The 16,409-nt window shown below is 38.0% G+C and carries 13 protein-coding genes; all 13 read left to right on the top strand.

Features of this window, described 5'->3' with window-relative positions:
- Nucleotides 1-30 precede the first annotated feature (30 nt).
- The 13 genes from ACQKNX_RS13585 to ACQKNX_RS13525 all read left to right on the top strand — a co-directional run bounded on the left by ACQKNX_RS13585 (nt 31) and on the right by ACQKNX_RS13525 (nt 16,172).
- Complete coding sequence (locus ACQKNX_RS13585; protein ID WP_427429340.1) at nt 31-801, top strand: FliA/WhiG family RNA polymerase sigma factor; 771 nt, start codon at nt 31-33, stop codon at nt 799-801.
- A gap of 35 nt (nt 802-836) precedes the next feature.
- On the top strand, nt 837-1,145 hold the full coding sequence (locus ACQKNX_RS13580) for an RNA polymerase subunit sigma (protein WP_401009457.1): 309 nt from the start codon (nt 837-839) through the stop codon (nt 1,143-1,145).
- A gap of 9 nt (nt 1,146-1,154) precedes the next feature.
- Nucleotides 1,155-1,730, top strand: a complete 576-nt coding sequence (locus tag ACQKNX_RS13575; RefSeq protein WP_427429339.1) for a hypothetical protein — start codon at nt 1,155-1,157, stop codon at nt 1,728-1,730.
- A gap of 157 nt (nt 1,731-1,887) precedes the next feature.
- A complete protein-coding gene (rpsB, locus tag ACQKNX_RS13570; RefSeq protein ID WP_024362006.1) occupies nt 1,888-2,607 on the top strand; it encodes a 30S ribosomal protein S2 in 720 nt (239 codons plus the stop codon).
- A 100-nt stretch (nt 2,608-2,707) separates the two neighbouring features.
- Nucleotides 2,708-3,595, top strand: a complete 888-nt coding sequence (gene tsf / locus ACQKNX_RS13565) for a translation elongation factor Ts (protein ID WP_427429338.1) — start codon at nt 2,708-2,710, stop codon at nt 3,593-3,595.
- A gap of 237 nt (nt 3,596-3,832) precedes the next feature.
- The gene (gene pyrH / locus ACQKNX_RS13560) at nt 3,833-4,558 is read left to right on the top strand and encodes a UMP kinase (RefSeq protein WP_427429337.1); all 726 of its coding nucleotides are present in this window, start codon (nt 3,833-3,835) and stop codon (nt 4,556-4,558) included.
- The gene (gene frr, locus ACQKNX_RS13555) at nt 4,558-5,115 is read left to right on the top strand and encodes a ribosome recycling factor (protein ID WP_427429336.1); all 558 of its coding nucleotides are present in this window, start codon (nt 4,558-4,560) and stop codon (nt 5,113-5,115) included. The genes pyrH and frr overlap by 1 nt, the downstream gene beginning before the upstream one ends.
- 357 nt (nt 5,116-5,472) lie before the next feature.
- The gene (locus ACQKNX_RS13550) at nt 5,473-6,267 is read left to right on the top strand and encodes an isoprenyl transferase (RefSeq protein ID WP_340825816.1); all 795 of its coding nucleotides are present in this window, start codon (nt 5,473-5,475) and stop codon (nt 6,265-6,267) included.
- Nucleotides 6,264-7,064, top strand: a complete 801-nt coding sequence (locus ACQKNX_RS13545; RefSeq protein ID WP_427429335.1) for a phosphatidate cytidylyltransferase — start codon at nt 6,264-6,266, stop codon at nt 7,062-7,064. Before ACQKNX_RS13550 ends, ACQKNX_RS13545 begins: the two co-directional genes overlap by 4 nt.
- Nucleotides 7,065-7,203: 139 nt before the next feature.
- The gene (gene dxr / locus ACQKNX_RS13540; protein WP_427429334.1) at nt 7,204-8,349 is read left to right on the top strand and encodes a 1-deoxy-D-xylulose-5-phosphate reductoisomerase; all 1,146 of its coding nucleotides are present in this window, start codon (nt 7,204-7,206) and stop codon (nt 8,347-8,349) included.
- Between the two features lie 48 nt (nt 8,350-8,397).
- Nucleotides 8,398-9,660 (top strand): RIP metalloprotease RseP, encoded by a 1,263-nt coding sequence (gene rseP / locus ACQKNX_RS13535; protein WP_427429333.1) that lies wholly within the window; start codon nt 8,398-8,400, stop codon nt 9,658-9,660.
- Between the two features lie 199 nt (nt 9,661-9,859).
- Nucleotides 9,860-11,566, top strand: coding sequence for a proline--tRNA ligase (locus ACQKNX_RS13530; protein WP_427429332.1), 1,707 nt, complete (start codon nt 9,860-9,862; stop codon nt 11,564-11,566).
- A 274-nt stretch (nt 11,567-11,840) separates the two neighbouring features.
- Nucleotides 11,841-16,172, top strand: coding sequence for a PolC-type DNA polymerase III (locus ACQKNX_RS13525; RefSeq protein WP_427429331.1), 4,332 nt, complete (start codon nt 11,841-11,843; stop codon nt 16,170-16,172).
- The last annotated feature ends 237 nt before the right edge of the window (nt 16,173-16,409 follow it).

Below are 16,409 nucleotides of genomic sequence, written 5' to 3'. Positions count from 1 at the left end.
AAAAGAGTTTTTAAAAGAGAGGTGGATTTTATGACACAACCAATTCTAAACGATGAACAAAAGCTGTGGAATCGATGGGTTAATGAACGTGATCCAGATGCGGGTGATTTACTAATAAAAAAATATACATCTCTTGTGACTTACCATGTACAGCGAATCGGTGCTGGTGTACCTAAGAGTGTATCTCGGGACGATTTAACAAGCTTAGGCATGCTAGGTCTATTTGATGCGTTAAATAAATTTGATATAAATCGAGACTTAAAATTTGATACATATGCTTCTTTTAGAGTGAGAGGCGCAATAATTGATGGCTTACGTAAAGAAGATTGGTTACCACGCTCTGCACGAGAAAAGGCAAAAAAGTTGGATGCCAAAATTGAACAATTAGAACAACAGTTTATGCGTCATGTGACACCTGAGGAGCTTGCAGAACAGATGGAGTTACCTGTAGAGGATATTTACCAAACTGTACAGGAGCACTTCTTCTCTAATGTACTATCCATAAATGAGCAACAAGATCAAGAGGAGGCTGAGGGAAAGTCGTTTGTAATCCGTGACGATACGACAAAGACCCCTGAGCAGGTCGTAATAAAATCAGAATTACTTGATGATTTAGCAGTAAATATACAAAAGCTAAACGAAAAAGAGCAGCTCGTACTGAGTTTATTTTATACAGAGGAATTGACCTTAACAGAAATTGGAGAAATGCTCGAATTGTCAACATCGCGTATTTCACAAATTCACTCAAAGGCATTATTTAAGTTACGCAAGCTATTATCTAGTGAAATTATTAATGCGTAAGTATTCTAGAAAGTATTGTTGAGGGAGGAAATATTATGAGTTTAAAAGGTGTCGAATTACAAATAGCTCTTCCAAAAACGTTTGAAGCAGGTAAAATGGCAGATCAGGCACAACAACAAACTTTAGCTCAACAAGCACACGCAAATGAAGCGCTAAAAAAGGAAATAGAGCGCAAGCAAAAAGCTGTGAATACTTCAGAAGGTATGGCTGAGATTAGCGAAGAGGAAGAAGCGGGTGGCGAATATATAAAAGGCACGCTTAAAAAGAAAAAACAGCATAACGAAAAACCAGAAAAACAGGCTCAGCATCCTTTCAAAGGTAATTTCGTAGATTTTAGTGGATAGGAGTTTACTATGACAACCATACTAATAGCCGTTCTCTTTGTATTACAGCTACTATCATTTTATTTCATTATTATATTGAATACGAAATTAGCGAAATTCAAAGATTTAGAAAAAAAACAGGAACGTTTAATGCGGGAAATGGATGACTCTATCAGTCTGTATTTAGCTGAAATGAAGGATGAAAATAATCGTCTCATTCAAGCATTACAAGTCGTACCAAAGCCTGAAAAGACAACAGGTATAGGACAACAATCAAAGCAACTTAACGTGCAAAAAGATCAAGGAAAGCCTTTGTCACAGGCTGACAGTGAACAAAAGGATGCGAGCCGAGATAGCGAGCCACGTATTTTAATGCCGAAAAATATTGTAGCAAACGCGTACTCACGTCAACAACAAGTAGCAGTGACGCCAGTGCAAGCTACTACTTCGAAGCCAGTTGCGGTACAAAAGGAAGAACAAAAACCGATAACATTGGAACAACAAATTGTTCAAATGGCAAAGCAAGGGAAAACAGCGGAAGAAATTGCGAAACAACTTCAAAAAGGGAAGACAGAAATCGAGCTTCTATTGAAATTTCATAGTTAAAACAGTTGCGAATACTATGAAGCTGTGATATAGTAGCAAATGGTGTTATTATTACACACGCATTTTGATGCAGTAAGTGGTGCTCTAAGATTAGGGTAGCTTGTTGCAAACGATAAATGCGGAGGAAAAAAACCAAACATTCTAGGAGGAAATTCACATGTCAGTAATTTCTATGAAACAATTACTTGAAGCTGGTGTACATTTCGGTCACCAAACTCGTCGTTGGAACCCAAAAATGAAGAAATTTATCTTCGTTGAGCGTAACGGGATCTACATCATCGACTTACAAAAAACTGTTAAAAAATTAGAGGAAGCTTATGACTTCATGCGTCAAGTTGGTCAAGACGGTGGTAAAGTTCTTTTCGTTGGTACGAAAAAACAAGCACAAGAAGCGATCAAAGACGAAGCTGAACGTTCAGGCAACTACTATATCAACCAACGTTGGTTAGGTGGTACTCTTACTAACTTCGGTACAATCCAAAAACGTGTTGCACGTATGAAAGCTATCGAAAAAATGGAAGAAGAAGGAACTTTTGAAGTTCTTCCTAAAAAAGAAGTAATCCAACTTAAAAAAGAACACGAACGTCTAGTTAAATTCTTAGGCGGTATCCGTGATATGCACGATCTTCCAGACGTTATGTTCGTGGTTGACCCACGCAAAGAACGTATCGCTGTTGCAGAAGCTCGTAAATTAAACATCCCTCTAGTAGGTATTGTTGATACAAACTGTGATCCAGATGAAATCGACTATGTTATCCCTGCTAATGACGATGCTATTCGCGCTGTTAAACTTTTAACTGCTAAAATGGCTGACGCTTTAATCGAGTCAAAACAAGGTGAAGAAGAAGCTCCAGCTACAGAAGCTGCTGCTGAGTAATTCACGTTTACAAAAAGGTGATAAGTGGCTCAGAACCCTTATCACCTTTTTTAGAACCTATCACTAAAATAGTTTAACCAATTTGAGGAGGCAACACTAAATGGCAAACATTACTGCACAATTAGTAAAAGAATTACGCGAAAAAACTGGCGCTGGTATGATGGACTGTAAAAAAGCGTTAGTACAAACTGACGGTGACCTAGAAGCTGCAATCGATTTCCTACGTGAAAAAGGTCTTTCTTCAGCTGCTAAAAAAGCTGACCGTATCGCTGCAGAAGGTACTACTTATATTCTAGAAAATGGTAACGAAGCAATTATCCTTGAAGTAAACGCTGAAACTGACTTCGTTGCGAAAAACGATAAATTCCAAGTGTTAGTTTCTTCTTTAGCTGAGCAATTACTTGCTGCTAAACCAGCATCAGTAGAAGCAGCATTAGAGCTTGAAAATGCAGAAGGCGTAAAAATCGCTGACCAAATTTCAACAGCTGTTGCAACTATCGGTGAAAAAATTACACTTCGTCGTTATGAAATCAAAACTAAAACAGATGCAGATTCATTTGGTTCTTACCTACACATGGGTGGACGTATTGGTGTATTAGTATCTTTAGAAGGTTCTACAGATGCTTCAGCTGCAAAAGATATTGCTATGCATATCGCAGCTATTAACCCAACTTATGTTTCTCGTGAAGAAGTTTCGGCAGAAGAAGTTGAACGCGAGCGTAAAGTGTTAACAGAACAAGCGCTTAACGAAGGTAAACCAGAAAACATCGTTGCAAAAATGGTTGAAGGTCGTCTTGGTAAATACTTCGAAGACGTTTGCTTACTTGACCAATCATTCGTTAAAAACTCAGACCAAAAAGTTCGTGACTTCGTTGCTACAACTGGTGGTACTGTAACTGGCTTCGTACGTTATGCTGTTGGTGAAGGTATTGAGAAACGTGAAGATAACTTCGCAGAAGAAGTAATGAACCAAGTTAAAGGTAACTAATTCGTAGACTAGTTCACTTGATGGATTGGCTTACATTTGATCCTAATCAAATAATAACTAGATTTTCTAGACAAAAATGGGGAACACAACATAACGTGTTCCCTATTTTTCCGAAAAGAGCGAAAAAAACGATAGAATTTTCTATTACCATTTTTCACAACTAGCAATTATTGTTAGATATACTATAATGGAAAAGGAATAGAAATGTTTTAAATAAATGTCTGACGGAGGTTTACAATGAGTGTGCCACAATATAAACGAGTAGTTATTAAACTAAGCGGTGAAGCGTTAGCAGGAGAGGCTGGCTTCGGATTATCACCAAAAATTATCAAGTCTGTTGCAGAACAAGTGAAAGAAGTAGTAGATCTTGATGTAGAAGTTGCTGTTGTTGTAGGTGGCGGTAATATATGGCGTGGGAAAATTGGTAGTGAAATGGGTATGGATCGTGCGGCAGCTGACTATATGGGAATGCTAGCAACGGTTATGAACTCATTAGCATTACAAGATGCTCTTGAAAAATTAGGTATCGAAACACGCGTGCAATCTTCTATTGTGATGACACAAGTAGCAGAGCCATATATTCGTCGTAAAGCAGTTCGTCATTTAGAGAAAAAACGTGTAGTTATTTTTGCTGCAGGTACAGGTAACCCGTTCTTCTCTACAGATACAACAGCTGCATTAAGAGCAGCTGAAATTGACGCAGATGCTATTTTAATGGCGAAAAATAATGTAGATGGTGTCTATTCTGCAGATCCTAAAGTCGATACTACTGCCATCAAATATGATACACTCACATACTTAGACGTTATTCAGCAAGGGTTACAAGTAATGGATTCAACAGCTTCGACACTATGTATGGATAACGATATTCCGTTAATTGTCTTCTCAATTACGGAGCAGGGTAATATTAAACGTGCCGTACTAGGCGAGAAAATTGGAACAGTTGTTAGGAGGAATGCATAATGACTAAACAAGTCTTAGAACAAGCTAAAGATAAAATGAATAAATCAATTGCTGCTTTTTCACGTGAATTAGCATCAATTCGAGCAGGTCGTGCAAACGCATCTCTACTAGATCGTATTTCTGTAGAGTATTACGGAGCACCAACACCGATTAACCAACTTGCGGGTGTTGCTGTACCTGAAGCTCGTTTGCTAGTTATTACACCTTACGATAAAACAATTTTAGGTGAAATCGAAAAAGCAATTATGAAATCAGATATTGGTATTACACCAACTAATGATGGTTCTGTTATTCGTTTAATGATTCCTGCATTAACTGAAGAACGTCGTAAAGATCTTGTAAAACAAGTGAAAAAAGAAGCTGAAGATGCAAAAATTGCAGTACGTAACGTTCGTCGCGATGCTAATGATGATCTTAAAAAACTTGAAAAAGCTGGCGAAATCACAGAAGACGATTTACGTGGATATGGTGATGATATCCAAAAATTAACAGATGAGTTCATCGTGAAAGTAGATCAAGTAGCGAAAGACAAAGAAAAAGAAATTCTAGAAGTGTAAGCAGGCGCTTTACATTTCTAAGATGGAACTTTTTGATGAGATGAAGGCGTCCTATATATAACAGGACGTCTTTTCTCTTTTATTGAAAAGTATTCATTCTTATCGATGCTACAATTCTCACATGTAATGTATGAGCAGTAATGTTTACTGAAGTAATACTAGTAAACTAGTTACGGTTTTGTTTAGACTTACTAGCAGCTGCTGAATGTAGAAAGACAGGATTTCTTTGAGATATATGTTGTTCTAAAATAAGGTAGTTCATACATAGTCAATTAGAGGGAAAAAAAAGACAAAAGGCACTTTTTTTTGTTATGATAGGTTAGTATACGTCCGATTAGTTGTAGTGGGGGAGTTAGCATGTTTAAGAAGCTATTAGGTAAACAAGTAAATATGGATATACTATCATTGGAGGAACGTGTTGCCCTTTCGAAAAGCGAGCCGATTCCTGCCCATGTAGCGATTATTATGGACGGAAATGGACGTTGGGCTAAAAAACGTGCCATGCCACGTGTTGCTGGGCACCATGAAGGTATGAAGACGGTACGGAAGGTAACTAGATTTGCATCTGATCTTGGAATAAAAGTATTAACAGTGTATGCGTTCTCTACTGAAAATTGGAAACGACCAAAACCAGAAGTCGATTTTCTTATGCGTTTACCTGTTGAATTTTTGGGTTCTTTTTTACCGGAAATGATGGAGCGTAATGTACGTGTTGAAATGATTGGGGATCCAACGCTCTTGCCAGCTCATACACAAAAAGCATTGTATGATGCAATGGAGGAGACGAAGCATAATACAGGGTTAATTTTAAATTTTGCTTTGAATTATGGCAGTCGTTCAGAAATGGTTAGTGCCATGAAAGCGATGCTTCAAAAAGTTCAGGACGGTCAATTAACAATACAAGACTTAAATGAGGAATGTATGACATCTCATTTAATGACAGCTCATCTACCAGAGCCTGACTTACTCATTCGTACAAGTGGTGAAGTACGATTAAGTAACTTTATGTTATGGCAACTCGCCTATACGGAATTTTGGTTTACAGATACATTGTGGCCAGATTTTAACGAGGAAAACTTTCTGGAAGCGGTGGAAAACTATCAAAAACGTAATCGCCGTTACGGTGGGTTGAAGGGAGAAGAAACATCTTGAAACAGCGAATTATTACAGCAATCATTGCAGCGGCTCTGTTTATTCCGTTTGTCATTTACGGAAAAGTGCCATTTACACTACTTGTGCTTGCGATGGCTGTTGTAGGTTTTTATGAAATACTAAAGATGAAAAGTATTTCAATTTTTTCAGTACCAGGGTTGGTTGGTTCATTAACGCTTATTATGCTCGTAATACCAAAAAACTGGGCAAATGAGGTAGTACATGCAATTGGCTACTCATCTGTATTAATGGTTATTTATGGACTCGTAATGCTCTTGCTTATATATGTTGTCCTAGTGAAAAATAAAATCACATTTGACGAAGTCGGCTTTATTTTGCTTGGTGCGTTTTATGTAGGATTAGGCTTCCATTATTTAATTGAAACTAGAAGCTACGGTCTTGAGTTTGTTGTATATTGTTTACTTGTTGTGTGGACAACAGATTCTGGTGCATATTTTGTAGGTAGAAAATTAGGTAAAAATAAGCTATGGCCAGAAATTTCACCAAAGAAAACGATTGAAGGCTTTATTGGTGGGATTGTAATTGCAGTTATTTTTGCTATCGCTATGCAAGCAATTTATCCATTTGCGAATGGTTATGTTTCACTAATATTTATTACGATTTTTGCTTCCATCATTGGACAGATGGGTGATTTAGTGGAGTCAGCGATAAAGCGACATTTTGACGTGAAAGATTCGGGCAATATATTACCAGGTCATGGCGGGATTTTAGACCGCTTTGATAGTTTATTATTCGTAGTGCCTTTACTCCATTTTTTACATCTCTTCGGTAGCTAAATAAGCAAAAAATTAACTTAAGTAGTTGAATATGAAATGTTTATTTGGTTGAGTTAATTTCATGAAAATGTCAATGTGATTGATGAATATGCGAATGATGCCATTGATTCGCTTAGATAGAAAAAGGGGACGTTTTGTCGTGAAAAAAATTAGTTTATTAGGTGCAACTGGTTCTATCGGTTGGCAAACCTATGATATTTTAAAAGAACAACGTGATGCATTTCATCTTGTAGCGTTTTCTTCAGGAAAAAACATAGAAAAAACACGTGAAATGATTGAAACCTTACAGCCTGAACTTGTATCTGTTCAGCTTGAGGAAGATGCACGTATGCTTGCAAAAGACTACCCACAAGTACACTTTACATTTGGTGCAAAGGGGCTTGTAGAGGTTGCTACACATCCTGATTCGACGGTACTTGTAAATGCAGTGCTCGGTAGCGTTGGTCTTGAATCCACACTAGCTGCAATTCGCATGGGCAAAACAATTGCCATTGCCAATAAGGAAACGCTTGTAACAGCTGGGCACTTAGTGATGGCGGAAGCGAAAAAATACAATGCTCCAATATTACCGGTTGATAGTGAACATTCTGCTATCTTCCAATCAATGAATGGTGAAAATCCAAAAAATATTGAGCGTTTAATTATTACAGCTTCTGGTGGTAGTTTCCGCGACAAAACACGTGAAGAGTTAAAACATGTTACGGTTGCAGATGCACTCAATCATCCAAACTGGTCGATGGGCGCAAAAATTACGATAGATTCTGCTACGATGATGAATAAAGGGCTTGAAGTCATAGAAGCACATGTCTTATTTGATATGCCTTATGATAAAATTGATGTTCTTTTACACAGAGAAAGTATTATTCACTCTCTAGTTGAGTATCATGATACTAGTGTTATTGCTCAGCTTGGTACTCCGGATATGCGTGTCCCTATCCAGTACGCTTTAAGCTATCCAGACCGTATACCGCTTCATAACGGTCAACGACTTAATTTAGCGCAAATAGGTCAGCTGCATTTTAAAGCAATGGATTTTGATCGCTATCCAGCATTGCGATTAGCATTTGAGGCAGGGCGTACAGGCGGTACAATTTTAACTGCAATGAATGCGGCAAATGAAGCAGCAGTCGCAGCATTTTTACAAGAGAAAATAACTTTCCTTGAAATTGATGAAACAATTGAACGTGTAATGCAGGGACACAATAATATTTTAGTACCAGATTTACAAACAATTTTACATGTGGACAGCGAAACAAGAAAAATAGTGTTAGACATGGTAAAATAACGACAGGAAGCTATCGTTAACTATTCGCTTTTAAAGAGGTGGGGTATTATGCAAACAGCCGTTGCATTTATTTTAATATTTGGCTTGCTCGTGTTCTTCCATGAACTTGGTCACTTCCTTTTTGCGAAACGTGCAGGAATTATGGTTCGTGAATTCGCAATCGGTATGGGCCCGAAAATCTATGGTAAGATGCATGGTGAAACAATTTATACAGTCCGTTTATTGCCAATCGGTGGGTATGTCCGCATGGCAGGAGAGGACATGGATGGTGTTGAATTACAGCCAGGTTACCGTGTAGGGATAATTGTCAATGAAGATAATATCGTAAAAAAAATCATTTTTAATCAAAATAATAAGCAATTACCAGATTTATTATTTTTAGAAGTGGAACGTGCTGACTTAGAACGAGAGTTATTTATTGAAGGCTATGATGAAGAAGAAAAATTAGTTCGTTATAGTGTTGCAAGAGATTGTGTTGTTGTAGAAAATGGCAAAGAAACAGTTATTGCACCATACGATCGTCAATTTAACGCAAAAACGGTTGGTCAACGTGCAATGACAATTTTTGCCGGACCATTATTTAACTTTATTTTAGCCTTCTTCATCTATATGGTAATTGGTTTATTAAATGGTGTACCAACATATGAGCCGATTATTACAGATGTGGTGGCAAACGATCCTGCAGCACAGGCAGGTATGCTTGCAGGGGATAAGGTTACATCTATCGACGGACAAGCTGTTGAAAAGTGGCAAGATTTAGCTGCCATCGTACAAAATCGCCCTGATCAAAATATTAATGTAACTGTTGAGCGTGGTGGACAAATAGAAAACCTTAACATGACAGTAAAGGCCGTTGAAAGTAATGGCGAAACCTTAGGGCAAATAGGTGTTAAGTATGAAAGTCCTCGTGTTTTTAATCCTATAAAGGCTGTAGTTTACGGAGCACAGGAAACATATAATATGACGGTTCGTATCTTTGAATTATTAGGAATGCTTATTACAGGGAAGTTTACAATTGATGCCTTATCAGGACCTGTAGGTATTTATAAAACAACTGAGCAAGTTGCAGCATGGGGAATTTTCGCATTAATGAATTTTGCGGCTATGCTAAGTATTAACCTTGGTATTATGAACCTATTGCCACTTCCAGCTTTAGATGGCGGACGATTATTGTTCTTTGGCTTTGAAGCTGTAAGAGGTAAACCGATTGATCGTCAAAAAGAAGGTATGGTTCACTTCGTAGGCATCGTGTTGCTTATGATATTAATGGTCGTTGTTACATGGAACGATATACAACGATTCTTCTTCTAGCAAGTTTAACGACAATATGCTTTCGTATTTCCAATGTCTGAAGCTTATACCAAAGTAAACTTTAGATAAGGTTATGCCAAAGTAAAATTAAATTGTAAAATAGCTTTGAGCGCAATTATTTTGAAACATTGCGTTCAAAGCTAAATTTGTTTATGCTAATTAGAGTATAAATTTATTTATTAAAAAGGTGGAACACTGAATGAAGCAAAGTAAAACATTTATCCCAACGCTACGTGAAGTACCTGCTGATGCAGATGTAAAATCACATAAGCAATTATTACGTGCAGGGTTTATTCGTCAAAATACAAGTGGGGTATATTCGTATTTACCGCTTGCAAAACGTGTGTTAACGAAAATTGAAAATATTATTCGTGAAGAGATGGAAGCTATCAACTCAATCGAATTATTAATGCCTGCATTGCAATCTGCTGAGCTGTGGCAAGAATCAGGCCGTTGGGAAAAATACGGTCCAGAACTTATGCGATTGAAAGATCGTCATGATCGTGACTTTGCCTTAGGACCAACACATGAAGAAGTGATTACTACTTTAGTACGCGATGAAATTAAATCATATAAAAAGTTGCCATTAACACTCTATCAAATTCAAACAAAATTCCGTGATGAAAAACGTCCTCGTTTCGGCTTATTACGAGGAAGAGAGTTTATTATGAAGGATGCTTATTCTTTCCACGCTTCACGTGAAAGCTTAGATGAAACATATGAAGATATGTATCGTGCTTACTCTAATATTTTTTCTCGTTTAGGCTTAAACTATCGTGCAGTTATTGCAGATGCGGGCTCAATCGGTGGTAAAGGGACGCATGAATTTATGGTGCTTTCTGAAATTGGGGAAGATACAATCGCATACTCTGATACTTCAGATTATGCTGCAAATATTGAAATGGCAGAAGTGACTGTAGAGTATCAACCAGCCAACGTCGAATTAAAAGATCTTGAAAAAGTAGCAACGCCAGATCAAAAAACAATTGAAGAAGTATCTGCATTTTTACAAGTAGCGCCGTCTAATGTCATCAAGTCATTAGTATTTAATATAGATGATGAATTAGTTGTTGTACTTGCTCGTGGTGATCACGAAATCAATGATATTAAATTAAAAAATGCGCTAAATGCTGGTTCTGTAGAACTTGCTGATGAAGCGGCGATTCGTCAGTTATTAGGCTGTGGCGTTGGTTCAATCGGACCTGTAAAATTACCAGTAGACGTAAAAGTTGTTGCTGATCATGCCATTAAATCAATTCGTAACGGTGTAGCTGGTGCAAATGAGGACGGCTTCCATCTAGTTAATGTGAACCCAGAGCGAGATTTCGCAATTAATGAATACTTAGATATTCGCTTCATCCAAGAAGGAGATCCATCTCCTGATGGACAAGGTATCATTAAATTTGCAGAAGGTATCGAGGTTGGCCATATTTTCAAATTAGGTACAACGTATTCTGAAAAAATGAATGGTACATTTTTAGATGAGCAAGGCAAGGCTCAGCCATTTATTATGGGTTGCTATGGTATTGGTGTATCACGTATTTTAGCTGCTGTAGCTGAACATTTCCAAGATGAAAATGGTTTCACTTGGCCTACACAACTAGCTCCTTATGATATTCATGTAGTGCCTGTTAATACGAAAGATGAAACACAAGTTTCGTTAGCAAATGAGTTATATGGCTTATTAAAATCATATCGCTATGATGTACTTTTAGATGATCGTGCTGAACGTGCAGGCGTGAAGTTTGCAGATGCAGATTTAATTGGCTTACCTGTTCGTGTAACAGTTGGTAAAAAGGCAACTGAAGGCGTTGTCGAAGTGAAATTCCGTCAAACTGGCGAAACTTTTGAGTGGAAAAAAGAAGAGGTCATTGATCGCTTAAATGAATTTTTCCGTAAAAATTAATATCCTTTGGGAAGATTAAGCTCAATAGAGTTAGATGCTACTACTATAAGCATCTTTTAATGAAGAATGAGGATTAAGCAAACGAATTCGCGACACTCCTACGGGAAGCCAAGCAAATCTCACAGTACAAAACAATGTGAGGTTTGCGGATTTGCCCGTGGAAAGGGAGCGAATTTTTTTGCTTCAAATTTGAATAGTATTCGCTAGATAAAAATAGAACAAGAGGCTATTAAGACTGCCTCTTTCTCTTTAAATGAAAGTAGGTGTCGACCGATTGGAACAGCAACAAGAAGCAAGACAGAGATTTCGAATGCTCTTGCAACAACTAGAGTTAACAGATGATGTATACATGTCTTTTTTTGAAGAAGGCGAGTTATCACGTTTAACGGTGCATAAAAAGAATAGACTCTGGCATTTTAATATTAAATTACGTGGCATACTTCCATTTCCGTTATATCAACTATTTCGTACACATCTAGCTGAAAAATTCGCTGCTATTGCGCAAATTGAAACAACCTTTGAAACAGTTGAAAAAGATGTGACGGAAGAACTGATACAAACGTATTGGTTAACGATTATTGAGCAAATCGACGATATGGCGCCACCGTTAAAAAACTGCCTTGTATCGCAAATCCCGATGTGGAATGGGCAAAAAATTACGGTGTCCTGCATGCAAGACATGGAACTAATGATGCTGAAAACAAAATATGCAGAAAAGCTTGCAATGAGTTACAGTCAATTTGGTTTTCCGCAAATAGCGTTTGATTTTATGCTCCAAGAGGAAACAGATGAGATGCGTGAGGCGCAACAAGCCTTTATCGAGCAAAGACGTTTAGAGGAAGCAGCGATGGCACAGCAAGCGATGCAAGACTTCCAAAAACGTGAGCAGGATAAAAAGGACAATCCAGCATTGGCAGCGCTTGGCGATCGCCCATTCCAGCTTGGCATGCAAATTAAAGACGATGAAATTATGGAAATTAAACGCATAGTGGAAGAAGAACGACGCGTCATTATTGAAGGCTTTGTTTTTGATACAGAAATTAGAGAGTTAAAAAGTGGACGCTCACTTCTACAAATTAAAATTACCGACTATACAGATTCAATCGTTGTTAAAATGTTCTCGCGTGATAATGACGATGCAGAATTGATGCAACATTTGAAAAAGGGTATGTGGGTAAAAGTACGTGGCTCAGTTCAAACCGATACCTTTATTCGTGATTTAATTGTGATGGCAAATGATATCAATGAAATTAAAAAAGAAACACGTCAGGACAAGGCACCAGAGGGTGAAAAACGAGTAGAGTTGCATTTGCATACACCGATGAGTCAAATGGATGCGGTTACGCCAGTAGATAGATTAGTGGCACAGGCTGCTAAATGGGGCCATCCAGCCATTGCGATTACAGACCATGCTGTTGTGCAATCTTTCCCTGATGCATACGGAGCAGGAAAAAAACATGGCATTAAAATTATTTACGGTTTGGAAGCAAATTTAGTGGATGACGGTGTACCTATCGCTTATGCTTCTGAGCATCGTGCATTAGACGAAGCAACATATGTTGTCTTTGACGTTGAAACAACAGGTCTTTCTACTGCCTACGATACAATTATTGAGCTCGCAGCAGTAAAAATTAAAGGTGGACATGTCATCGATAAATACGAAAGTTTTGCAAATCCACATCATGCACTGTCAGCAACGACTATCGAACTGACTGGCATTACAGATGATATGGTACGCAATGCGCCTGAAGTGGAACAAGTTATCCATGAGTTCCATGCCTTTATAGGGGACGCTATCGTAGTGGCACACAATGCATCTTTCGATATGGGCTTCTTATATACTGGCTATAAAAAATACGGACTTGAAGAAACGATTCATCCAGTTATCGATACACTAGAACTTGCCCGTTTGCTCCATCCAACAATGAAAAATCATCGTTTAAATACACTTTGTAAAAAATTCGGTATTGAATTAACGCAGCATCACCGTGCGATTTATGATACAGAAGCAACAGGCTATTTATTGTTGCATCTGTTAAAAGAAGCTGATGAACTAGGCATTAAAAATCACGATGATTTCAATAAGCATGTTGGTGGTGGAGATGCATATAAAAAAGCGCGACCGATGCATTGTACGATTTTAGCAGTCAATAATGATGGTTTGAAAAATTTATTTAAAATCGTATCCCATTCTCACACAAAAACGTTCTACCGTGTGCCTCGGGTAACACGCTCTACACTGGAACAGTATAGAGAGGGGCTATTAATTGGTTCAGGCTGTAGTAACGGTGAAGTGTTTGAGACAATGATGAATAAATCCCCAGAAGAAGCGGAAAAGGTTGCGAGATTTTACGATTATATCGAAGTGCAACCAAAGGCTGTTTATGCACCTTTAATTGAACGTAATGTCGTTCGTGATGAATGGACAATTGAAGATATTATACGCAAGCTTGTAAAATTGGGGAAAAAGATGAATAAGCCTGTAGTCGCTACTGGCAATGTTCATTATTTAGATCCAAATGATGGAATGTTTAGACAAATATTGGTTGGTTCCCAAGGAGGCGCCAATATTTTAAATAAATCCAAGCTTCCAGAAGTACATTTTAGAACGACTGATGAGATGCTTAAGGACTTTGACTTTTTAGGTCCTGATCTTGCGAAAGAAATAGTTGTCACAAATACGCAAAAAATCGCTGATATGATTGGCGATGTGAAGCCAATTAAGGATGATTTATATACGCCAAAAATTGAAGGCTCCGATGATGAAGTAACAAATTTAACGTATGAAATGGCACATCGTATATATGGTGAAGAATTACCTGAAATCGTAAAAGCACGTATTGAAAAAGAATTAAAGTCGATTTTAGGCCATGGATTTGGTGTTATTTACTTAATTTCCGCGAAGCTCGTAAAAAAATCACTTGCTGACGGTTACTTAGTAGGTTCTCGTGGTTCGGTAGGTTCTTCATTAGTTGCAACCTTTATGGAGATTACGGAGGTTAACCCATTACCGCCTCATTATATTTGTCCAAATTGTAAGCATTCCGAGTTTTTCAATGACGGTTCAGTTAGCTCAGGCTACGACTTGCCAAACAAAGATTGTGCTGAGTGTGGCACACCATATAAAAAAGATGGGCAAGATATTCCGTTTGAAACGTTCCTTGGCTTTAAAGGGGATAAAGTACCTGATATCGATTTGAACTTTTCAGGTGAATATCAACCGCAGGCCCACAACTATACTAAAGTACTATTTGGTGAAGATTATGTATTCCGAGCTGGAACAATAGGTACTGTTGCGGAAAAAACAGCATATGGCTACGTTAAAGGTTATGCGAGCGACAACAATCTTCATTTTCGAGGTGCTGAAGTAGACCGTCTAGTACAGGGCTGTACAGGCGTTAAACGGACAACGGGTCAACATCCAGGTGGGATTATTGTTGTACCTGATTATATGGATATATATGATTTCTCACCAGTGCAGTTCCCAGCGGATGCACAGGATTCAGAATGGAAAACAACACACTTTGATTTCCACTCTATTCATGACAATATTTTGAAGCTTGATATTCTTGGGCACGATGATCCGACCGTAATTCGGATGTTACAGGATTTATCTGGAATCGATCCGAAAACAATTCCAACAGATGATCCGTTCGTCATGAAAATTTTTAGTTCTCCTGAATCTCTAGGAGTGACCGAAAAGCAAATTGGTTGTAAGACGGGAACATTAGGTATTCCGGAATTTGGTACACGATTTGTCCGTCAAATGCTAGAAGATACAAAACCATCTACATTCTCAGAGCTTGTCCAAATTTCAGGACTTTCACATGGAACGGATGTATGGCTAGGGAATGCGCAGGAACTTATTCAAAATGGTACATGCGTATTAAAAGAAGTAATTGGCTGTCGTGATGACATTATGGTGTATTTAATATACCAAGGACTTGAACCGTCTTTAGCTTTTAAAATTATGGAGTCTGTTCGTAAAGGGAAAGGCTTATCAGAAGAGTTTGAAGCAGAAATGCTAGCAAATAAAGTACCTGGATGGTATATCGAATCATGTAAAAAGATAAAATATATGTTCCCTAAAGCCCATGCTGCTGCCTACGTTTTAATGGCAGTACGTATTGCTTGGTTTAAAGTGCATTTTCCAATTTTATATTACGCTGCTTACTTCACAGTAAGAGCAGATGATTTTGATTTAATTTCGATGACGCAAGGTTCTCAAATGATTCGTGCAAAAATAGATGAAATCAATATCAAGGGACTAGATGCTTCTACAAAAGAGAAAAACTTACTGACTGTAATGGAACTTGCACTTGAAATGTGTGAGCGTGGTATGAACTTCCAAAAGGTTGATTTATATCGTTCACATGCTAGTGAGTTCATTATTGATGGCAATTCCTTAATCCCACCTTTTGATGCGATTCCAGGACTCGGAACGAACGTTGCCAAAACAATCGTAGCGGCACGTGAGAATGGCGAATTTTTATCGAAAGAAGATTTACAGCAACGGGGTCGTGTATCGAAAACATTAATTGAGTACATGGATCAATTAGGTTGTTTGGAAGGCATGCCTGATGCGAATCAGTTGTCGCTTTTCTAGTAAGCGCTAGACCTAAAATAAGGTCGTTTGCATTGTAGCGGAAATTGTGCTATTCTTATGGTAATAATTTGTTGATAGTTTTCCAGCAAAAGAGTGGGGCATTCCCGCTCTTTTCTGTTGTTATACCGAGGCAAAGCAAATTTTTTAGACTAACAGCAGGTAAGACCGTCAAATTTCACCAACATTACTGGTGGAATTTCTGTTTTATTACGCCTGAAATTGAAAAACGCAGGAGGA

The sequence above is a fragment of the Lysinibacillus sp. NPDC093712 genome (assembly GCF_050280025.1).
Lineage (GTDB): Bacteria > Bacillota > Bacilli > Bacillales_A > Planococcaceae > Lysinibacillus.
The sequence above is the reverse complement of the archived record's forward strand: the minus strand, read 5'-3'. Positions and strand labels throughout refer to the sequence as shown.